The organism is Pusillimonas sp. DMV24BSW_D (assembly GCF_011388195.1).
Lineage (GTDB): Bacteria > Pseudomonadota > Gammaproteobacteria > Burkholderiales > Burkholderiaceae_B > Neopusillimonas > Neopusillimonas aestuarii.
In genome coordinates, this window is the sequence record NZ_CP049990.1 from 2,269,871 (window position 1) to 2,289,327 (window position 19,457).

15 protein-coding genes are annotated in these 19,457 nt (G+C 53.8%); 9 read left to right on the forward strand and 6 right to left on the reverse strand.

Annotation, left to right across the window (positions count from 1 at the left end; genetic code table 11):
- From G9Q38_RS11060 to G9Q38_RS11075, 4 genes are read right to left on the reverse strand one after another with little or no spacing between them, the layout of a single operon-like run.
- On the reverse strand, positions 1-2,067 hold the full coding sequence (locus G9Q38_RS11060) for a M3 family metallopeptidase (RefSeq protein WP_370523854.1): 2,067 nt from the start codon (positions 2,065-2,067) through the stop codon (positions 1-3).
- A gap of 2 nt (positions 2,068-2,069) precedes the next feature.
- Positions 2,070-2,942 (reverse strand): bifunctional methylenetetrahydrofolate dehydrogenase/methenyltetrahydrofolate cyclohydrolase FolD, encoded by an 873-nt coding sequence (gene folD, locus G9Q38_RS11065; protein ID WP_114421672.1) that lies wholly within the window; start codon positions 2,940-2,942, stop codon positions 2,070-2,072.
- Positions 2,939-3,568, reverse strand: coding sequence for a response regulator transcription factor (locus G9Q38_RS11070; protein WP_114421673.1), 630 nt, complete (start codon positions 3,566-3,568; stop codon positions 2,939-2,941). The genes folD and G9Q38_RS11070 overlap by 4 nt, the downstream gene beginning before the upstream one ends.
- The gene (locus G9Q38_RS11075) at positions 3,565-5,328 is read right to left on the reverse strand and encodes a PAS domain-containing sensor histidine kinase (RefSeq protein ID WP_114421744.1); all 1,764 of its coding nucleotides are present in this window, start codon (positions 5,326-5,328) and stop codon (positions 3,565-3,567) included. Before G9Q38_RS11075 ends, G9Q38_RS11070 begins: the two co-directional genes overlap by 4 nt.
- Positions 5,329-5,600: 272 nt before the next feature.
- Between G9Q38_RS11075 and aceE the strand changes: the two genes are divergently transcribed.
- From aceE to G9Q38_RS11120, 9 genes are all read left to right on the forward strand, one after another.
- Positions 5,601-8,315 carry a pyruvate dehydrogenase (acetyl-transferring), homodimeric type gene (aceE, locus tag G9Q38_RS11080; protein ID WP_166130951.1) on the forward strand — a complete coding sequence of 905 codons (2,715 nt, stop codon included), beginning with the start codon at positions 5,601-5,603 and terminating at the stop codon, positions 8,313-8,315.
- A 14-nt stretch (positions 8,316-8,329) separates the two neighbouring features.
- Positions 8,330-10,060, forward strand: coding sequence for a dihydrolipoyllysine-residue acetyltransferase (gene aceF, locus G9Q38_RS11085; RefSeq protein ID WP_166130954.1), 1,731 nt, complete (start codon positions 8,330-8,332; stop codon positions 10,058-10,060).
- 9 nt (positions 10,061-10,069) lie between these two features.
- Entirely contained in the window at positions 10,070-11,854 is a 1,785-nt protein-coding gene (gene lpdA / locus G9Q38_RS11090; RefSeq protein ID WP_166130957.1) for a dihydrolipoyl dehydrogenase, read from the forward strand.
- A 12-nt stretch (positions 11,855-11,866) separates the two neighbouring features.
- On the forward strand, positions 11,867-13,174 hold the full coding sequence (gene folC, locus G9Q38_RS11095) for a bifunctional tetrahydrofolate synthase/dihydrofolate synthase (RefSeq protein ID WP_166130960.1): 1,308 nt from the start codon (positions 11,867-11,869) through the stop codon (positions 13,172-13,174).
- A 47-nt stretch (positions 13,175-13,221) separates the two neighbouring features.
- The gene (locus G9Q38_RS11100) at positions 13,222-14,073 is read left to right on the forward strand and encodes an SPOR domain-containing protein (protein WP_166130962.1); all 852 of its coding nucleotides are present in this window, start codon (positions 13,222-13,224) and stop codon (positions 14,071-14,073) included.
- Complete coding sequence (locus G9Q38_RS11105; RefSeq protein WP_114421679.1) at positions 14,070-14,558, forward strand: CvpA family protein; 489 nt, start codon at positions 14,070-14,072, stop codon at positions 14,556-14,558. Before G9Q38_RS11100 ends, G9Q38_RS11105 begins: the two co-directional genes overlap by 4 nt.
- 24 nt (positions 14,559-14,582) lie before the next feature.
- Positions 14,583-16,085 carry an amidophosphoribosyltransferase gene (purF, locus tag G9Q38_RS11110; RefSeq protein WP_166130964.1) on the forward strand — a complete coding sequence of 501 codons (1,503 nt, stop codon included), beginning with the start codon at positions 14,583-14,585 and terminating at the stop codon, positions 16,083-16,085.
- Positions 16,086-16,244: 159 nt separating this feature from the next.
- Complete coding sequence (locus G9Q38_RS11115; protein ID WP_166130966.1) at positions 16,245-17,378, forward strand: FAD-dependent monooxygenase; 1,134 nt, start codon at positions 16,245-16,247, stop codon at positions 17,376-17,378.
- Between the two features lie 6 nt (positions 17,379-17,384).
- Complete coding sequence (locus G9Q38_RS11120) at positions 17,385-18,185, forward strand: IclR family transcriptional regulator (protein ID WP_166130968.1); 801 nt, start codon at positions 17,385-17,387, stop codon at positions 18,183-18,185.
- 16 nt (positions 18,186-18,201) lie between these two features.
- On the opposite strand, the gene G9Q38_RS11125 is transcribed toward G9Q38_RS11120, so the two are convergent.
- Together G9Q38_RS11125 and G9Q38_RS11130 are read right to left on the reverse strand one after the other, a co-directional pair.
- On the reverse strand, positions 18,202-18,990 hold the full coding sequence (locus G9Q38_RS11125) for an IclR family transcriptional regulator (RefSeq protein ID WP_166130970.1): 789 nt from the start codon (positions 18,988-18,990) through the stop codon (positions 18,202-18,204).
- A gap of 28 nt (positions 18,991-19,018) precedes the next feature.
- Positions 19,019-19,453, reverse strand: a complete 435-nt coding sequence (locus G9Q38_RS11130) for a RidA family protein (RefSeq protein WP_166130972.1) — start codon at positions 19,451-19,453, stop codon at positions 19,019-19,021.
- Positions 19,454-19,457: the final 4 nt, after the last annotated feature.

A 19,457-nucleotide genomic window follows, 5' to 3' on the forward strand; every position in this document is an offset into this window, starting at 1 on the left:
TCAAACGTCCAAGGGTTGTTCCGTCATGCCACTGTGACGCAATAGGGCGTCAATTCGCGGTTCGCGGCCCCGAAAAGCCTGAAATGAAGCCTGCGCGGGGCGCGAAGCCCCTACGGCAAGAATTTCATCTACAAATTTTGTGCCTATGGGTCCGATCAGTGTGTTTTCCAGACCATGCGTTTCGGCATATTCTTCAAACGCGGCGTAGGCGTCGGCCGACAGCACCTCGGCCCATTTGTAGCTATAGTAGCCGGCAGCGTAGCCGCCTGCAAACAAATGTGAAAACGTATGAGGAAAGCGATGCCATTCGGGCGGGAACAAAACGGCCACGTCTTGGCGAACCGTACTCAATGTGTTCAGCACTTCTTCAATGGCCAACCCGGAACGGTGGTTGTGAATCTGCATATCGAAAAGCGAAAATTCAATTTGTCGCACCATTTGCATGCCACTTTGGAAGTTGCGCGCCGCCAGCATTTTCTTGAACAAGGTATGAGGCAAAGGTGAACTGTCGTCTACACGACCGGATAATTTCTGAATCGAAGCCCATTCCCAACAGAAATTCTCCATAAATTGCGAGGGCAGTTCAATGGCGTCCCATTCCATATTTGAGAACGCCGATGCGCCGGGGTCGTCGACACGTGAAAGCAGGGCATGCAAGGCGTGGCCGCTTTCATGAAACAGGGTGATCACGTCGTCGTGGGTAAGAAGCGACGCTTGATTTTCCTGCGGAGCAGGGAAGTTGCAGGTAAGGTAAATAACCGGGGTGACCAATGTGCCGTCAACACGCTGGCGTGCCCGCTCACTGTCAACCCAGGCGCCGCTTTGCTTTCCCTGCCGCGCGTACAAATCCATCACCAAATAGCCGCATCGGTTTTTATGAAGCAGTACTTCATAGGCCTGTGCATTGTGATGCCACAAAGGTAGTTTCACCGGTTTAAACGTGACCCCGAATAATTGCCCGACAATGTCAAAAAATCCGTTCAGTACTTTTTGTACCGGGAAATACTGACGCACCGACTCTTCGGAATAATCGTAGCGGTTTTCACGCAGGCGCTCCGACAAAAATGGAATATCCCAAGGTTCCAGCGAGGTCATTTGGTAGTGTTCATGCGCAAACGCCTTCAATTGAGCAAGGTCATGTTGTGCATAAGGTTTGGCACGTTTGGCCAGATCCTGCAGAAACGACAGAACCTGTTCGGGCGATTCGGCCATGCGGGTTTCAAGGCGCAGTTTCGCGAAATTCTGATATCCCAACAACCGGGCTTCCTCAGCCCTTAGGCTCAGCAGTTGCTCAATGGCTTGAGTGTTATCGAAACGGGTGTCGCCTTGTTCCGAGGCCAAAGTCCCAAACCCGCGATAAAGGGTTTCACGTAACGCGCGGTCTTGTGCATATTGCATCACCGGCAAGTAGCAGGGCATTTTCAGGGTGAAACGCCAACCCGACTGACCATTCTCTTTTGCCAGGGTTGCGGCGGCACTGATCACGTCGGGGGGAATACCCGCCAATCGGTCGGCATCCGTGACCAAGGTATGCCATTCGTCAACGGCGTCCAGACAGTTTTCTGAAAACTTTTGCGAAATGCGTGCTTCTTCATCGGATAACGCCGCGTAGCGTTTGCGTGCCTCACCTTCCAGTTGAACGCCTCCCAGTCGGAAATCGCGCAAGGCAAGTTCAATAATGCGCTGACGTACCGCCGGCAGTGTTTCATAGTGAGCACTGTTGCGTAGCTTCTGGTATTGGTCGTACAAGCCGCGATGCAGACCAACCCAGGTGGAAAATTCGGTAATTTTAGGTAGACAGCGGTTATAGGCGTCGCGCAATGCGGGGGTGTTGACTACCGCGTTAAGGTGTCCTGCAACCGACCATGCGCGCCAAAGTCTTGCGGATGAAACTTCATGTGGCTCAATGAGCGTATCCCATTCAGCGGGGGTCGCGGGGTCGGCAATGGTTTCAATGCATTGGCGCGTTTGCGCGATCAATTCGTCGATTGCCGGTTCGATAACGTCAGGGGTGATGTGTTCATAATCGATCAATTGATCGATTGGAACAAGCAAAGGGTTGGGCATAATCAGGCTTCTTGCGTAGCAGACAAACTGACGCAGCGTTCGGCTGCCTCAAGCGTATTAACCAATAGCATGGCAATGGTCATGGGGCCTACGCCGCCGGGAACCGGAGTAATGGCACCCGCAACTTCTTTGGCCGACTCGAACTCCACGTCGCCGACAAGGCGGCCGTCGGGGAGCCGGTTGATGCCGACGTCAATGACGGTGGCGCCGGGCTTGATCATGTCACCATTTACCATGCCAGGTTTGCCGGTTGCGACAACCAGGATGTCGGCGCGACGCGTTTGCGCGGCAAGATCACGCGTTTTGGAGTTGCAGAGGGTGACCGTGGCCCCGGCGGCCAACAGCAGCATGGCCATGGGCTTGCCCACGATATTACTGGCGCCCACAATAACGGCTTCAGCACCCCATGGTGAGACGTTCTCGGCTTCCAGCATTTTCATGACGCCATAGGGCGTACACGGGCGAAACAAAGGTTTGCCCGTCATGAGCAACCCCGCATTGCTAATGTGGAAACCGTCGACGTCTTTGGCGGCGGAGATCGCTTCAATGACAATGTGCGAATTCAGATGCGGCGGCAAGGGAAGTTGAACCAGAATACCGTGAATACGCGGGTCGTCGTTCAGTTTGTGTACGACGGCCAATAGCTGCGCTTGCGAGATGTCTTTTTCAAGACGGATGATTTCGGAGTGCAAACCCGCTTTCTCGCATGCGGCGGCTTTGTTTCGCACGTAAACATGCGAAGCCGGATCGTCACCCACAAGCACCACGGCCAATCCAGGCGTCACGCCCTGCGTTTTCAGCGTGGCGACCCGCTGTGCGACTTCCTCGCGAATGCTTGCGGCAAGGGCTTTTCCATCGATAATTCTAGCGGTCATACAACGCCTTCGGAGCGAGACAGGGCAATTTTCATGAGGTCGGCTACGGTGGTCACTTCAAGCTTTTCCATGATGTTGGCGCGATGTGCTTCAACCGTTTTGATGCTGATATTGAGGTCGCCTGCAATTTGCTTGTTCAAACGCCCAGCCACAATGCGTTCCAATACCTGTTGTTCGCGTGACGTCAGCCGGCTGAGAATAGCCTGTTGGCTTTTTTGTTCTTGCAGCTTCGCGGCATCTTCCGTGGCCTGTTCCAGCATGCGGGCCACAATACTGCGCAGGTCGGATTCGTTGAAGGGCTTTTCCAGAAAGTCGACAGCGCCTTTCTTAATAGTGGAGACGGCCATGGGAACGTCGCCGTGGCCAGTGATGAATACGATGGGAAGTGGCGCGTTTCGGGCCAACAACTCTTCCTGGAGTTCCAAACCGCTCATGCCGGGCATTCGTACATCGGCGATTAAAACCGCAACCTGGTCAGCATCGTAAGTATTCAAAAACTCTTCTGCGCCACTGTATGCTTTAACACGATAGCCGTTGGCTTCGAGCAGCCAGCGCAATGAATCGCGCACGGCCTCATCGTCATCGACAATGAAGACGGTATTGGAAACGGTGGTGGTTGTGGTCATGCTTGCAACTCCTGGTGATTCGGGTTGGGCCTGGTTTCGTTATTGTTGGATTCGCCCGCATTGGGCAAGGTAAAGCGGAAAATGGTTCCCCCCTCGGGATTCGCTGTGGCCCAGAGGCGCCCATGGTGGGATTCGATGATAGTGCGACAAATATTCAGCCCCATGCCGAGCCCCTCGGATTTGGTGCTGTAAAAGGGCTCGAAAAGACGTTCAGGATCTTTCAGGCCATGGCCACGGTCGATTACCGCGAACTCAAGAACGGAAGATTGATCAGTTAACACAACGTGGAGTGTACGATATTCGCTATGCTCCATCGCCTCGACACCATTTTTCAGAAGATTCAATAATACCTGTTCTATCAGGATGGGGTCGGCCAGAACGTCGGGAAGCGTGTCGGGTAATGTTTTCTCAATGAGTACTTGTCGCTTGCGCGCGTCGATATCGGCGAAGGCAATGGCGTTGTCAAGGATGCGCGCAGCCGGTACACGCTGGCGACGTGGTTCACTGCGTTTCACAAACTCACGAATCCGGCTGATAATTTTGCCTGCACGTTCGGCCTGCTGTGCACTTTTACCCAACGCATCAAGCAACATTTCGGGCGTGGCCCTATCCGATTTCACCATGGCCGAAGCCGCCATGTTGTAGTTAACAATCGCGGTTAAAGGTTGATTCAGTTCATGCGCCAGCGATGAAGCCATTTCACCCATGGTCATCAAGCGGCTGGTTAACTGAATTTTCTCTTGTTGCATGCGTGACTCTTCCTCGTGCTGACGCCGCTCGGTAATGTCGCGCGCCACTTGAAGCCGCACGCGGCGACCGTCTGTCCAGGCCAGCATGCGATGCTGCACTTCGAACCAGCGTTGAGCGGAAGGGGAGTAGACTTCGATCAGTTCGTCGGTGAAACGGCCCAGGCGTCCACCCAACAGTTCACTGTGACCGCTTGACTGTGCGCCGAAAAAGCGGCGGTAGTTGCGGTTTGCAAAGAGTAGTTCGAGGCCTTCAGGCGTGTCGGCCACAACGGAAATGGCATCATCCAGGCCTTCAAGAACTGTCATGAAACGCTCATGGGCCGCGGTAAGGGCCTCGCGAATACGTTTCGGCTCGGTGATGTCGGTCATGGACGTCATCCAGCCGATTTGTTCGCCGTTTGCATCACGTAAAGGCGATACATACATGCGCGCGGTAAAGCGCGAACCGTCGCGTCGCTGGGCTTCAATTTCCAAGCCGCTGCTTGGGGTTCGACCCGATAACAACAGGTCGAGTGTTTCCTGGTGCTCGGCATACTTGCCGGGAACCCAATACGGGAAAGGGGTTGTACGGCCGATGAGATCGGCTTCATTCCAACCTATCATGCGGCAAAAGGCCGGATTCACGTAAGCGATACGACCCTGCATGTCGAATACGCGCATGCCCGTTGACATGGAGTTCTCCATGGCACGTCGAAAGCCTGTTTCCGCAATGAGCGCTTCTTCTGCTTTAGTACGAAAACGGGTGTAGCGCCATAAGGCCAGCAGGCTGACCACAATTACCAGCGATAAAGCCACAACCAGCATCATGAGCCGTTGCTGGCGAATTTCCTGATCGATTGTTACGAACATGACACTGTCGCTCTGGATTCTTTGCATCCAGAAGAACACGCCCATGACGCAGAGATAAAGGATTAACACCACAAACGGCGTTAACCAGTAAAGACCGCGTCGCTTTTGCGCTTGTTCGTAAAAAGTCGTTGGGATCAGAGATTTCTTGTTAGGAGCAGCCATAGACCAGACACAAAGTTCAATGCTTATTTTACCCTTGTCCTTGAAGTCATTGAAACTGCTTAGTTTCACGTCTTATTTTCATATTATGAAATATCGTGCCATAAAGTGAAATTTTGCTTGCTCAAAGCTGAACACTTTTCTAGAATGGCGTCAGCCTGGACTGACCGGCTTACCAGCCGAACACCCGTTTTCGCAGTGGGCAAAGATCATGCTACAACGGGCGAATGGGTGTGTTGGTCTATATGAAAAGCAAACTAAACAGGAGACTCCTAATGTCATCTCTTGAAAAAATAAATACCGTGGTCGACGAGTCGGATATTGATGCGGTGGAAACCCAGGAATGGCTCGAAGCCCTTGAAGCGGTATTGGAGAAGGAGGGTCCTGAACGTGCTCACTTCCTGCTCGAGCGCCTCATCGATATGGCACGACGCTCCGGTGCACACATCCCGTTTTCGCCCAACACGGCTTATGTGAATACGATTCCTCCCGGTTTGCAGCCTGCTTATCCCGGTAATGTTTCCCTTGAAGGTCGTATCCGCGCCTTTATTCGCTGGAACGCCATGGCCATGGTGGTTCGGGCCAACCGTAAAACCCCTCCTCACGACGGTGACCTGGGCGGGCACATTGCCTCTTTTGCCTCGTTAGCCACCATGATTGGTTGCGGCCAAAATCATTTTTGGCATGCTGAAACGGAAGATCACGGCGGCGACCTGGTTTATTTCCAGGGTCACAGTTCGCCCGGCATGTACGCACGGGCCTATCTGGAAGGGCGTTTAACGGAAGAACAGCTCGACCGTTTCCGTCAGGAAGTTGACGGCAAAGGTTTGTCTTCATACCCGCACCCTAAATTAATGCCGGAGTTTTGGCAGTTCCCGACGGTTTCCATGGGCCTGGGTCCCATCATGGCTATATATCAGGCGCGCTTTCTGAAATATCTGCATGCGCGGGGTATTGCCGACACCAGCAAACGTAAAGTGTGGGTCTTTTGCGGCGACGGTGAAATGGACGAACCGGAGTCCTTAGGCGCGATCAGCATGGCCGCCCGCGAGAACCTCGATAATCTTGTGTTTGTCGTGAATTGCAACCTGCAACGCCTCGATGGTCCTGTGCGCGGCAATGGCAAAATCATTCAAGAGCTTGAAGGCGAGTTCCGCGGCAGTGGCTGGAATGTCATCAAGCTGATTTGGGGTGGCTATTGGGATCCGCTTCTGGCGCGCGATAAAGAAGGTATTTTGCGCAAGATTATGGAAGAAACCGTCGATGGCGAGTATCAAACCTATAAAGCCAACGACGGCGCGTATGTCCGTGAGAAATTCTTTGGCAAGCATCCCAAGCTGCTCGAACTGGTAAGCCGCATGAGCGACGAAGATGTTTGGCGCCTTAACCGGGGTGGACACGACCCGTATAAGGTTTATGCCGCATTCCAGTCGGCCTCAAGCCACAAAGGTCAGCCCTCAGTGATTCTGGCAAAAACGATCAAAGGTTATGGCATGGGGCATGTCGGTCAGGCCAAGAACCCGACTCACCAGCAGAAAAAACTGGACATCGATGCCATTCGTGAATTCCGTGATCGTTTCAATATCCCGGTTCCCGACGACAAGCTGGAAGAAGTGCCTTACGTGAAGCCGGCGGAGGATTCCCCGGAGATGAAATATTTGCACGAACGCCGTGAGGCACTGGGCGGGTACTTGCCCAAGCGCCGCATGCGCGCAGATGAGTCCTTCAAGGCGCCACAGCTCGACGCGTTCAAGGCAACGCTTGAGCCGACTACCGAGGGCCGTGAAATCTCAACGACGCAGGCATTTGTGCGTGTGTTGAACCAGGTATTGCGTGACAAGGCCTTGGGGCCGCGTGTTGTGCCCATTTTGGCCGATGAATCACGAACCTTTGGTATGGAGGGCTTGTTCCGCCAAATCGGTATTTATGCGCCGGAAGGGCAGAAGTACGAACCGGTCGATAGAGACCAGGTGATGTATTACAAAGAAGCTGCCAACGGCCAGTTATTACAGGAAGGCATTAACGAAGCAGGCGCTTTCAGTTCCTGGATTGCCGCGGCAACGTCTTATTCCACCAACAACCGCATCATGGTGCCGTTCTACGTGTACTACTCCATGTTCGGTTTCCAGCGTATCGGCGACCTGGCTTGGGCTGCGGGCGACATGCAGGCACGTGGCTTCCTGATGGGTGGTACTGCAGGCCGCACAACTTTGAATGGCGAAGGTCTGCAGCATGAAGACGGCCATAGCCACATTATGTCGTCGCTTATTCCCAACTGCGTGTCGTACGACCCTGCGTTTGGGCACGAATTGGCGGTGATTATTCAGCATGGCATGAAGCGCATGGTTGAAGATCAGGAAAACGTCTTCTACTACATTACGATCATGAACGAGAATTATGCCCACCCTGGTTTGAAGCAGGGTGACGAAGAGGGCATTATTCGCGGCATGTACAAGCTTCAGAGCAACGGTAAAGAGAAAGACAAGTTGCGCGTTCAACTGATGGGGTCGGGAACGATTCTGCGCGAAGTCATGGCGGCTCAGGACATGCTTCTGGAAGATTGGGGCGTGAGCTCCGATCTTTGGAGTGTGACCAGTTTCACCGAATTGCGTCGTGACGGTCTCGATTGCGAACGCGAGCGCCTTTTGCACCCCGAGCGCAAAGATTTGCCTGTTCCCTATGTTACGCAACAACTTGAAAAAACCAGTGGCCCCATTGTGGTTTCAACGGATTATGTAAAGCTGTTCGGCGACCAGATTCGACCCTTCGTACCTAAAGGACGCTCCTACAACGTGTTGGGCACCGACGGCTTCGGGCGTTCCGATTTCCGTTACAAGCTGCGTGAACATTTCGAGGTGGATCGTCGATTCGTTGTGTTGGCGGCATTGCGTGCTTTGGCGGACGAGGGTGCGATTCCGCTCTCCAAAGTGTCCCAGGCCATCAAGAAGTATGAAGTCAATCCCGATAAAGCCAACCCACAATACGCCTGAGCAGGGGAGTCGTCATGAGCAATATCGTTGAAGTTAAAGTGCCGGACATCGGAGATTTCGATAATGTCGAAGTGATCGAGGTGCTGGTATCCGAAGGTGATACCATCGAGGCGGAACAAAGTTTGATTACCGTAGAGTCGGACAAGGCCTCTATGGAAATTCCCGCGTCGGCCTCGGGCAAGGTCAAGTCACTTAAGGTCAAAGTGGGTGACAAGGTTCACGAAGGGTCTGTTATTCTTGAGTTGGAAAGCGCTCAGGCGCAGAAGCCGGCTGATAAGAAAGAAGCGGAAAACGCATCTAAAGCCGATCCTGACGAGCCGAAAGCGGATTCCGCTTCAGATTCGAATACGGCTGACTCCGGTCAGAAAGAGCACGAGCCCGCGAAGCAAGCCTCATCAGGGGCTAGTAGGTCGGCAACTGTTGTTATCCCCGATATCGGCGACTTCGACGAAGTTGAAGTCATCGAGGTGTTGGTCAATGAAGGTGATTCCGTCGAGGCCGAACAGAGCCTGATTACCGTTGAGTCCGATAAAGCTTCAATGGAAATTCCATCGTCTGAGTCGGGTACGGTTAAATCACTGAAAGTGAAAGTAGGCGATAAAGTCAGCAAAGGAACGGAAATTCTGGAGCTTGCCGTAACAGGTTCAGGCGGTGCCAAATCGTCACAGGCGCCTGCCAAAGCGTCGGACGCGTCGTCAAACGAGGAAAGCAAGCCTGTTGAACAGGAAGAGAAGCCTGAACCGCGTGGCGAAGAGTCAGCCGAAGAGTCAGGCCAAACACAGCGCGTATCACCTACCCAGGCTTTTGAAGAGGACAAGCGTCCGTTACGCGATTTGCCGCATGCATCACCTTCCGTCAGAAAGTTTGCGCGCGAGCTGGGCGTGAATCTTGCTCAGGTTAAAGGTTCCGGTCCGAAAAGTCGCATTCTGGCCGATGACGTGCGCCAATTCGTGAAGCAAGCTGTCGCGGGTACCGGTGCCGGAACGGGTACTGCGTCCGGCGCGGGCGGCGGGCTTCAGGTGCTGGCTTGGCCGAAGGTGGACTTTGCCAAATTCGGGCCGGTGGAAAGCAAACCCTTATCGCGCATCAAGAAGTTGTCGGGCGCTAACTTGCATCGTAACTGGGTCATGATTCCCCACGTTACGAATAACGATGAAGCCGACATTACCGACCTTGAGTCGTTGCGCAAACAACTGAACAAAGAGAACGAGAAGTCCGGTGTAAAGGTCACCATGCTGGCGTTTCTCATCAAGGCCTGCGTGGCGGCTTTGAAGAAGTTTCCCGAGTTCAACGCATCGCTTGACGGTGATAACCTGGTCTTGAAGCAGTATTACCACATTGGTTTTGCCGCTGATACACCGAACGGCCTGGTGGTACCGGTTATTCGCGATGCCGACCAAAAAGGTATTTTGGACCTTGCGCGTGAAATGTCTGAACTGGCGGCCCAGGCGCGCGACGGCAAGTTGTCGCCGGCGCAAATGCAAGGGGGAACGTTTTCGATTTCGTCGCTGGGCGGCATCGGTGGAACAGACTTCACGCCCATTATTAATGCGCCCGAAGTCGCCATTCTGGGGGTCTCGCGCTCGGGTATGCAGCCAGTATGGGATGGCAGTGCATTTCAACCGAGGTTAATGTTGCCGTTGTCGCTTTCCTATGATCATCGCGTGATTGATGGTGCCGCCGCTGCACGCTTCAACGCGTATCTGGGGCAACTGCTGTCAGATTTCCGCCGTATCGCTTTATAAGGGCCGAATATGAGCAAGTATGAGCTGAAAGTGCCGGACATCGGCGACTTCGATGAAGTTGAGGTCATTGAGGTTTTGGTTAGTGAGGGCGATACCGTCGAGGCGGAACAGAGCCTGATCACGGTCGAGTCCGACAAAGCATCCATGGAAATTCCGGCCGACAAAGGCGGTAAAGTGGTGAAACTGCGGATCAAGGTAGGCGATAAAGTGGCGCAAGGTGCCGTTATTGCCGAAATAGAAGCGCAAGCGTCTGAGAAAATAGAAGAACAAGCTTCTGAGAAAACGCCGGATGCAGCCTCAAGCGCCGATAACAAAGCAGAGCAGGGTCACGTTGAGAGCAACAAAGGTTCAGCCCCCTCCGCCGGTCAGTTTTCAGGTTCAGCCGATCTCGATTGTGATGTATTGGTTTTGGGTGCGGGGCCTGGCGGTTATTCCGCTGCTTTTCGCGCGGCCGACCTTGGCCTGAAGGTGGTGCTGGTTGAACGTTACAGCACACTGGGTGGGGTTTGCCTGAACGTGGGTTGCATTCCGTCGAAAGCGTTGTTGCATACCGCAGCGGTACTGGAAGAAGCACAATCGCTCGCAGCACACGGTATTAAATTTGGTGAGCCTTCAATCGACCTGGATGCCTTGCGCGGTCATAAAGACGGTGTGGTTTCCAAGCTTACCAATGGCTTGGCCGGCATGGCCAAAGCACGAAAGGTCACGGTGGTGACAGGGTCGGGACAGTTTGTTGACCCGCATCATTTGCAGGTGGAAACAAAAGACGGCACGCAAACCATCAAGTTCGCTTCGGCCGTTATTGCCGCCGGCAGCCAGTCGGTAAAATTGCCCTTTTTACCCGATGATCCGCGGGTGGTCGATTCAACCGGAGCCCTGGAGCTGGCGTCAGTACCAAAGCGCATGCTGATTGTGGGTGGTGGCATTATCGGTCTCGAGATGGGCACTGTTTATTCCGCCTTGGGTGCCCGTCTTGATGTCGTTGAAATGCAGTCGGGCTTAATGCCGGGAGCCGATCGTGACTTGGTGAAAGTTTGGGAGAAAATGAATGCCGAACGTTTCGACCACATTATGCTCGAGACCAAAACCGTTGATGCGAAAGCAGATAAAGACGGTATTTGGGTGACCTTCGAAGGTAAGAACGCACCTTCCGAACCCCAATGTTACGACCTTGTGCTGCAGGCCGTTGGCCGTGCGCCGAATGGAGGTCGCATCGGTGCCGAACACGCCGGTGTGCAGGTAACCGAACGCGGCTTCATTGAGGTTGACCGTCAAATGCGTACGAATGTGTCCCATATTCACGCCATTGGCGACATTGTGGGTCAACCTATGTTGGCGCATAAGGCAGTGCACGAAGGACACGTGGCGGCCGAGGTAATAGCCGGCAAAAAGAGCTTCTTTGATGCACGTGTTATTCCGTCGGTGGCCTATACCGACCCTGAAATTGCCTGGGTGGGAATCACAGAAGACGAGGCCCGCAAGGAAGGCGTTAAAGTGGATAAAGGGTTGTTTCCCTGGGCTGCATCGGGGCGAGCCATTGCAAATGGCCGCGACGAAGGCTTTACCAAGTTGTTGTTTGATGCCGAAACTGGGCGAATTCTGGGTGGCGGCATCGTCGGCACCCATGCGGGCGACCTGATTGGTGAAGTGGTTTTGGCCATTGAAATGGGTGCTGATGCGGTCGATATCGGCAAAACGATTCATCCGCATCCAACGTTAGGTGAGTCAATCGGCATGGCGGCGGAAGTCGCGCATGGCAGTTGTACCGACTTACCCCCGCAAAGAAAGAAATAAAGAAATCGCAACATGTCTTCTTCTTTAACTGCAGCCAGTCCTTTACAGGACTGGCTGACGCATCTTGAAACCATCCACCCCAAGAAAATAGATCTTGGGCTCGAACGTATTACAACGGTTGCGCAGCGACTGGGTGTTCATACACTGCCGTGTGTCACCATTACGGTGGGCGGAACCAATGGAAAAGGCTCCACTTGCGCCATGTTGGAGGCCATACTGGTTGCGGCCGGTTATAAGGTAGGGCTCTATACCTCGCCTCATTTAATCGACTTCAACGAACGAATCAGGGTGAACGGCAATATCGTCGACGATGCTCAAATCGTTCAGCAGTTTGCTCGTATTGAAGCCGCGCGTGCCGATGTTTCACTGAGTTACTTTGAATTTGCAACGTTGGCTGCACTACTAACGTTCACCGATGCCAAAGTCGATGTCGCGATTCTTGAGGTTGGGTTGGGTGGTCGTCTTGATGCAGTGAATATGCTCGATGCCGATTGCGCTGTAGTGACGAGTATCGATCTCGACCACATGCAATGGCTGGGAGACACACGCGACCAAATCGCGCTAGAGAAGGCACATATTTTTCGTGCAAATTGCCCGGCCATTTGTGCCGACCCTGTGCCTCCCCAAACGCTGATTGATCATGCGCAGGCAATTGGCGCAGACCTTTGGCTGTTCGGGCGCGATTTCAATTATTCCGGTGATCGTCAACAATGGGCATACGGAGGTCGCGACAAGCGCCGTCCGGGCCTGGCGTACCCGGCTTTGCGGGGAGCGAATCAACTATTGAATGCAAGCGCGGCGCTGGCGGTTATCGAAGCGTTACACCCGCGGCTGGCGGTGCCTCAACAGGCTATCCGGATCGGTCTGGCTCAGGTTTCGCTGCCTGGGCGTATGCAAATATTGCCGGGCTCACCGGTTGTAGTATTGGATGTAGCCCATAATCCCCATGCGGCGGCAGTGCTTGCACAGAATCTGGATAACATGCCTTTTTATCCCTATACCCATGCAGTGGTTGGCATGTTCAAAGATAAGAACATAGAAGCAACATTGCAAAAACTCGCCGATAAAGTGGATCACTGGTATTGTGCCGATATCGACGGCCCCAGAGCCGCTCCGGGTAAAGAGTTGGCGCAGATCGTTGAAAATCTAACCGCCTCACGTCCGGCTGACGAGGTCGTCACGACTGCCGTTTTTGATGATCCGGTACAAGCATTTAAAGCAGCTCAGAATCAGGCCGCAGAGAATGATAGAATTCTTGTATTCGGGTCATTTCACACTGTTGGCCCGATACTGAGGGAACTCGGTCGCAAGGCGCATTAACACGCACCTCCCACCGCATTCATCGTTTGGCCAATCAGGGTTGTTACATGGGTTTATTTTCTCGTGATTCAGGGTCGGCTTCCGACCGCCGTAAATCAGGCCGTTCCACGACGGATTCCCAGGCAAACGAACTGCGCGTGCGGGCACGTCGGCGTTTGGTAGGGGCTTTGGTCTTGGTTGTGGCGGCGGTTATCGTGGTTCCCATGCTTATTGATACCAACCCGCCGGCTAACGACGCGCTGCAGCCTATTGTGCTGCCACCGGTTGCGTCGTCGCCCGAAGGGCAGCTTGCCCAGTCCGGTAACAGTACCGGTTCAATCACGATCGAGCGGGTTGATATCCCTGCGCCTTCGGATAGCGCCAATAATGGGGCCAATCCCGAGGCTTCTTCGGGTTCCCAGCAGTTGCAACAAACCTCAGAGCCGGCAACCGGTTCAACCTCTTCGTCCGCAAGTCAGCCTCCCGCTGCCAATAATGATGAGTCTGAAACGCGCAAACCCGAATCAACGTCAGAAAGCGCGCAAAGCTCTACCAGTACAAACGCGCAAGCACAACAGGAGCCGGCTCGTAACTCACGCTCCGACGACGGCGCGGTTGCATTGGCTCTGCTTGAAGGAAGGCAGCCACCCGGTGCGGGTGAGGGCCAGACGGCACAAAGCGACACGGGCAGCTTTGTTCTGCAAATCGCTGCTTACACCACAGAGCAAGATGCCAATGCCCGACGTGACAAACTGTTCGAGGCCGGCGTGACCAATGCTTTTGTGGAGCGGGCCGTGTCCGGGGGTAAGCCCACATACCGGTTACGTGTAGGGCCTTTCCCATCCCGTGAAGCTGCCCAGGCCGCACAAACCCGTTTGCGCGCCTTGGGTTACGACAACGGCTTTATTTCCAGCAAGTGACCAGTTTCGATTACATCCTGCTCGCAATTCTGGGGGTTTCGGCCTGTTTGGGTTTGCTGCGTGGCCTGGTTAAAGAATTGCTTTCGCTGATTGCCTATCTGGCCGCCTTTATAGCAGCGGTATGGTGGGGCCCAAGGGTGTCGGTGTGGTTATCCCCTTACCTTGAAAATGATCTTCTTCGTACCGCGGTAGCTTACGCTGCGGTTTTTATCGTTGTGTTGCTTTTGGTGGGCCTGGTGAATATTACCCTGGCCACTTTTATCAAGAAAACGGGTCTGACACCGGCCGATCATGGCCTGGGTGGACTGTTCGGATTGTGTCGCGGTGTCATTATTGTGTTGGTTTTGGTGGCCCTTGGCGGCTATACCGAACTGCCGCGTGAGCCGTGGTGGCGCGATGCCCGCTTTGCGCCACTTGCTGTGCAAGGGGTGCAAGCGGTAAAGCAGGTTCTTCCTCCCTCGTTGGGGTCCTGGTTGCCTTATTAAGTTGTTATTTCGGGAATTGAAAACATGTGTGGAGTTGTAGGGATTGTTGGCCGCAATCCAGTGAACCAAACCATTTACGATAGTTTGCTGCTTTTGCAGCACCGGGGCCAGGACGCTGCAGGCATTGCCACATCCTACGACCAGTTTTTCAGCATGTATAAAGCGCATGGGCTGGTACGCGATGTATTCCGTACGCGAAATATGCGTTCTTTGCCCGGTAACAGCGGTTTGGGCCAGGTACGTTATCCCACCGCCGGTTCCAGCGACAGCGTCGACGAGGCACAACCTTTCTATGTTAATGCGCCGTTTGGCATTACCTTTGTGCATAACGGCAACCTGACTAATTGGCGTGAGCTGCGCGAAGAACTGTTCCGCATTGATCGCCGCCATATTAATACCAACTCAGACTCCGAAGTCTTGCTGAATATTTTTGCCCATGAGTTGCAGCGCGCTTCAACGGGGGTGTCGCTCGACGAATCCGCAGTATTCGAAGCGGTAGCGGCTGTACACCGGCGCACGCGCGGTGCGTACGCCGTTATTGCTCAAATTGCCAGTTTCGGCATGGTGGCATTTCGCGATCCGTTTGGCGTGCGCCCTCTGTGCCTGGGAACTCAGGAAACCGAACAGGGTGTGGAGTGGATGGTTGCCTCGGAGTCCGTGGCGCTAACCGGGTGTGGTTACACATTTGTGCGTGATGTCCAGCCCGGCGAGGCCATTATTATTGATGAAGACGGCAATTTAAGCAGTCGTCAGTGTGCGGAATCACCGCGCTTAACGCCATGTCTATTCGAATACGTCTATTTTGCGCGTCCCGACTCCTTAATGGATGGAGTTTCCATTTACGATGCGCGTTTGCACATGGGTGAGTACCTGGCGGATAACGTCGCCAAATCATTGCGTTTGGGTGAAATCGATGTTGTCATGCCTATTCCTGATTCCTCCCGACCTTCGGCCATGCAACTGGCTGCGCGCCTGAACCTGAATTACCGTGAGGGGTTCATTAAAAATCGCTACGTCGGCCGCACCTTTATTATGCCCGGGCAGGCGGTGCGAAAGAAGTCGGTGCGTCAAAAACTCAGCGCAATCGACATGGAGTTCAAAGGTAAAAACGTGCTGCTTGTCGACGACTCGATCGTTCGTGGCACGACCAGCCGACAAATTGTAGATATGGCGCGCGAGGCCGGGGCGAACAAGGTGTTTTTTGCCTCTGCCGCGCCACCCGTTCGTTTTCCGAACGTGTACGGAATTGATATGCCGACGCAATCGGAACTCATCGCTTTCGAGCGCGAACCGAACGATGTTGCGCGTGAAATTGGCGCCAATGGTTTGGTTTATCAAGAGCTGGCCGATTTACAGCGTAGTTTGCGCGACCTGAATCCGGCGATGACGCAGTTCGAGTCTTCCTGTTTTAACGGTGAGTATATTACCGGCGACGTCGATGCGGCCTATCTCGATCGTTTAAGCCAAACCCGCGGAAAAGCGGCTTTGGCGCAAGCCAGTTTGAATACCGGTGCCGACGACCGCTAAAACGCTGTTTGTGTGCACCCAATGCTAATGCAGGCAGCCGGGTTTACCCGGCTGTTTTTTTTGTCTTAAATGGTCGCTTCGTATGTTTTCGTTGACGTGCTTATGCAAGGTGAGTTAAATTATGAACATATCGTTCATTTTTGATCATAAGGATGAGGCATGACACAACGTATTGGGGTTTCAGGTGCAGGCATTGGCGGGCTGAGCGTTGCCATAGCATTGCAGCAGGCTGGAAAAGAGGTGGTGGTGTTTGAGCAGGCAAAGCAATTTGCACGCGTTGGTGCCGACATCAATTTAACGCCGAATGCCGTTCGAGCAATAGACGGCCTGGGACAGGGGGTTGGCGAAGCGTTGCGTAAAACGGCGGCACGGCCACGTTATCGTATCAGTCGAGACGGTTATACCGGCGAAGAAACCTCGCGTATTGAAATGGCCGAGGCGGCGCAAGAGAAATACGGTGCGCCCCAGCTTACATTGCACCGCGCCGATGTCATGTCTGCGTTGGAAGAGGGCGTTCAACCCGGTACGGTGAAACTGGGCAAAAAAGTGACTCGGATCGACGACCAGGCGGGCGGTGTGACGGTTCATTTTGATGATGGCAGTCAGGAGCAGGTGGATGTGCTGATTGGCGCAGATGGTATTCATTCCACCGTGCGCACCGCGATGTTTGGGCCGGAGCAGCCGGAATTTACCGGTGTGGTGGCCTACAGGGCAGTGGTGCCGGTTGCGAAGCTGGGTAATTTGCCGAATCTTGATAGCTTTACCAAATGGTGGGGCAAACAACCCGAAGTGCAAATCGTTTCCTTCCCGCTCAATCAAGGCAAAGACTTGTTTATTTTCGCGACTACGCCACAGGAAGGTTGGCACTTGGAGTCCTGGACCGCGCCGGGCGAGGTAAGCGAACTTCGGTCGCATTACGTTGATTTTCATGAAGAAGCTCGCGCATTGCTTGATGCCTGTGATTCGGTGCTGAAGTCGGCACTGTACGTGCGTGATCCATTGCCGGAGTGGCACAAAGGGCGGCTGGTATTGCTGGGCGATGCATGTCATCCCATGATGCCGTTCATGGCGCAAGGCGCCGGGCAAGCCATTGAGGATGCCGTTGTGTTGGCGCGCTGTCTCAGTTCCAACGATTTTGCCGAACCTACTGCGGCATTCGGTGCATATCAGAAAGCGCGTCACGATCGTACGGCGGAAATACAAATTGCGTCGCGTGGCAATAATTGGTTGAAATCGGGCACCAACGCCGATTGGGTTTACGGCTATGATGCGTGGTCGGTTAAATTGGGTTAGGCAGGAATGGCAAAAGAGTCAGTGGGGCGCGGCGAACAATCGAGCCTGGAACCGGGGGCTTTGGTCACCCCCATGGTGCGTGGCTTACGGTTGCTTGAATACATTGCGCAGGGCGGCAATACCAGTAATTTAAGCGAAGTTGGGCGGCTGATCGATGTGAATCGCGTAACCGTCACGCGCTTGCTGGCCACGCTGGAGCAAGAGGGCATGATCGAACGTCTGCCTTCGGGCGGCCATCGTGTTAGCCTGCGTTTTCTGGCTTTGTCGGCCACCACATTGGGTCATAATGATTTCATATCGGTGGTTAGGCGTTATGCGCAGTCCATTTGTCATTCCTTGGGCATTTCGGTTTATTACACTGTGTTGGATGGCACTGATATGGTGTATCTGTTGCGGGAAATGCCGCCTGCGGGGCTGGTGAGTCATATCACGCTGGGTAGCAGGGTGGCGGCCTGGCAATTGGCGCCGGGAAAAGCAGTGTTGGCAAGCCGTTCCAACGATGAGTTAAACCTCATGTTCGGCCCTTCTGCACCGAAGCCTATTCCCGATTTCGATAGATGGATGCAGGAAATAGGCAATATTCGCGAAACGGGCTATGTTTGGAGTCGGTCTCGGTTGGAGAAAGGGATTAATGCTTGCGCCGCGGCAATTAAGGACGCGGGCGGCGGCGCTGTGGGTGCATTAAGTGTTGTCGGCCCGGAACAGGTTTTTATTGAAGATCAAGCGCTGGAAGTACAGGCTCAAAAAGCCGTGTGCGAAGCGGCCCGGGCGTTATCGGAAATTAAATGCTGCGATGGCAGCAGCTGAAATTTGCCAAGTGTATTCAAGCGTATGCGCCGCTGTAGTTCAATGAAATCGACAGTGATCGCGCTGCATTTTTTACCTTTTCAATAAGCTGTTCGCGTTCAACTTCCGGTATGCGCAAATTGGGTACAGTTAAGCCCAGTGCGGCAGCCACTACGCCAGACTCGTCGTGTACGGGTGCGGCAATTGTTGAAATATTGGTTTCGAAGAAACCTTCTTCCATCACATAGCCCCTGGCTTTGTCTTTTTGAAGCAAAGTGTAAAGGTCATGTGTGGTGGCCGGCGTGTTAGGCCCATGCGCTTGAAGCCGCTCTTCCGGATAAAGTGTCTGCAATTGTTCGAAGCTGTGATGGCTGAGCAATACCCGGCCCAAGACGGTTGCGTGTGCCGGAAGCCGCGTACCGATATGCACCGAGCTGCTGAATACCGATGCCGGAGCCACCTTCTGGATATAAACGATGTCGCGTCGGTCTCGAATGACTAAATTGGATGAGTAGCCGGTGTCGTCGCGCAGACGCTCGAGAATAGGTCGGCTAAGCTCAGTAATGGATAAAGACGCCAGATACTCGAAGCCCAACCGAAGCACCGCTGTGCCTAATTGGTAATCGCGCCCGTTGTTCAGTCTTTCAACAAATCCCAGATTTTCCAGCGTGACCAGCAGCCGAAAAATGGTTGTACGAGGCACGCTGAGACGGCGAGCCAGTTCCGGCGCGGTGAGCGTAGGGGTTTGGCGGGAAAATTCACTGAGTATGCGTAGACCGCGCTCAAGTCCGGGCACTGCATATTTTTCTGTATCTTTAGCCGCCATATTCAGTAGAAGTTATCCCTGTAAGTCATTAACGGGTTTGTGCTTGCCTTAAATCAATATCAAGCCGGGCAAATGCGTCGATTTCAATACTGAGACCCGGAAAAGCAAATGCACTTACCTCAACCAGCGTGGAGCACGGGAAAGTACCAGCGAAATAGTGTTTGCGCAACTCGGAAACAAGGGCTTTATCTTCTGCGTTCGTTAGATAAACAACCAGTTTGTAGATATTGTGCAAATCGCCACCGGCCGCCTGCAGCATGGCGCGGATGCGCTCCATAATACGAGTGCCCTGAGCTTGCGTACTCAAGGTTTCGCCTTGGTCGTTCACTGCCGGATTGGCGGTGACGCCCGACATGACCACTTCCTGCCCGATAACCAAACAGTTCGACCAGGTTGCGTTGGGCGGTTCAGGAACAGACGGCACGTTAATGTGCCGCACGTTCCCGTTCTGATTTGGCGCCATGGCC

Excerpts from the sequence above, each read along its gene's own strand:
- aceE (WP_166130951.1), top strand. The coding sequence starts at position 5,601 with ATGTCATCTCTTGAAAAAATAAATACCGTGGTCGACGAGTCGGATATT.
- purF (WP_166130964.1), top strand. The coding sequence starts at position 14,583 with ATGTGTGGAGTTGTAGGGATTGTTGGCCGCAATCCAGTGAACCAAACC.
- G9Q38_RS11115 (WP_166130966.1), top strand. The coding sequence starts at position 16,245 with ATGACACAACGTATTGGGGTTTCAGGTGCAGGCATTGGCGGGCTGAGC.
- G9Q38_RS11060 (WP_370523854.1), bottom strand. The coding sequence starts at position 2,067 with ATGCCCAACCCTTTGCTTGTTCCAATCGATCAATTGATCGATTATGAA.
- folD (WP_114421672.1), bottom strand. The coding sequence starts at position 2,942 with ATGACCGCTAGAATTATCGATGGAAAAGCCCTTGCCGCAAGCATTCGC.
- G9Q38_RS11120 (WP_166130968.1), top strand. The coding sequence starts at position 17,385 with ATGGCAAAAGAGTCAGTGGGGCGCGGCGAACAATCGAGCCTGGAACCG.
- aceF (WP_166130954.1), top strand. The coding sequence starts at position 8,330 with ATGAGCAATATCGTTGAAGTTAAAGTGCCGGACATCGGAGATTTCGAT.
- G9Q38_RS11130 (WP_166130972.1), bottom strand. The coding sequence starts at position 19,453 with ATGGCGCCAAATCAGAACGGGAACGTGCGGCACATTAACGTGCCGTCT.
- lpdA (WP_166130957.1), top strand. The coding sequence starts at position 10,070 with ATGAGCAAGTATGAGCTGAAAGTGCCGGACATCGGCGACTTCGATGAA.
- G9Q38_RS11100 (WP_166130962.1), top strand. The coding sequence starts at position 13,222 with ATGGGTTTATTTTCTCGTGATTCAGGGTCGGCTTCCGACCGCCGTAAA.
- G9Q38_RS11075 (WP_114421744.1), bottom strand. The coding sequence starts at position 5,328 with ATGGCTGCTCCTAACAAGAAATCTCTGATCCCAACGACTTTTTACGAA.
- G9Q38_RS11070 (WP_114421673.1), bottom strand. The coding sequence starts at position 3,568 with ATGACCACAACCACCACCGTTTCCAATACCGTCTTCATTGTCGATGAC.
- G9Q38_RS11125 (WP_166130970.1), bottom strand. The coding sequence starts at position 18,990 with ATGGCGGCTAAAGATACAGAAAAATATGCAGTGCCCGGACTTGAGCGC.
- folC (WP_166130960.1), top strand. The coding sequence starts at position 11,867 with ATGTCTTCTTCTTTAACTGCAGCCAGTCCTTTACAGGACTGGCTGACG.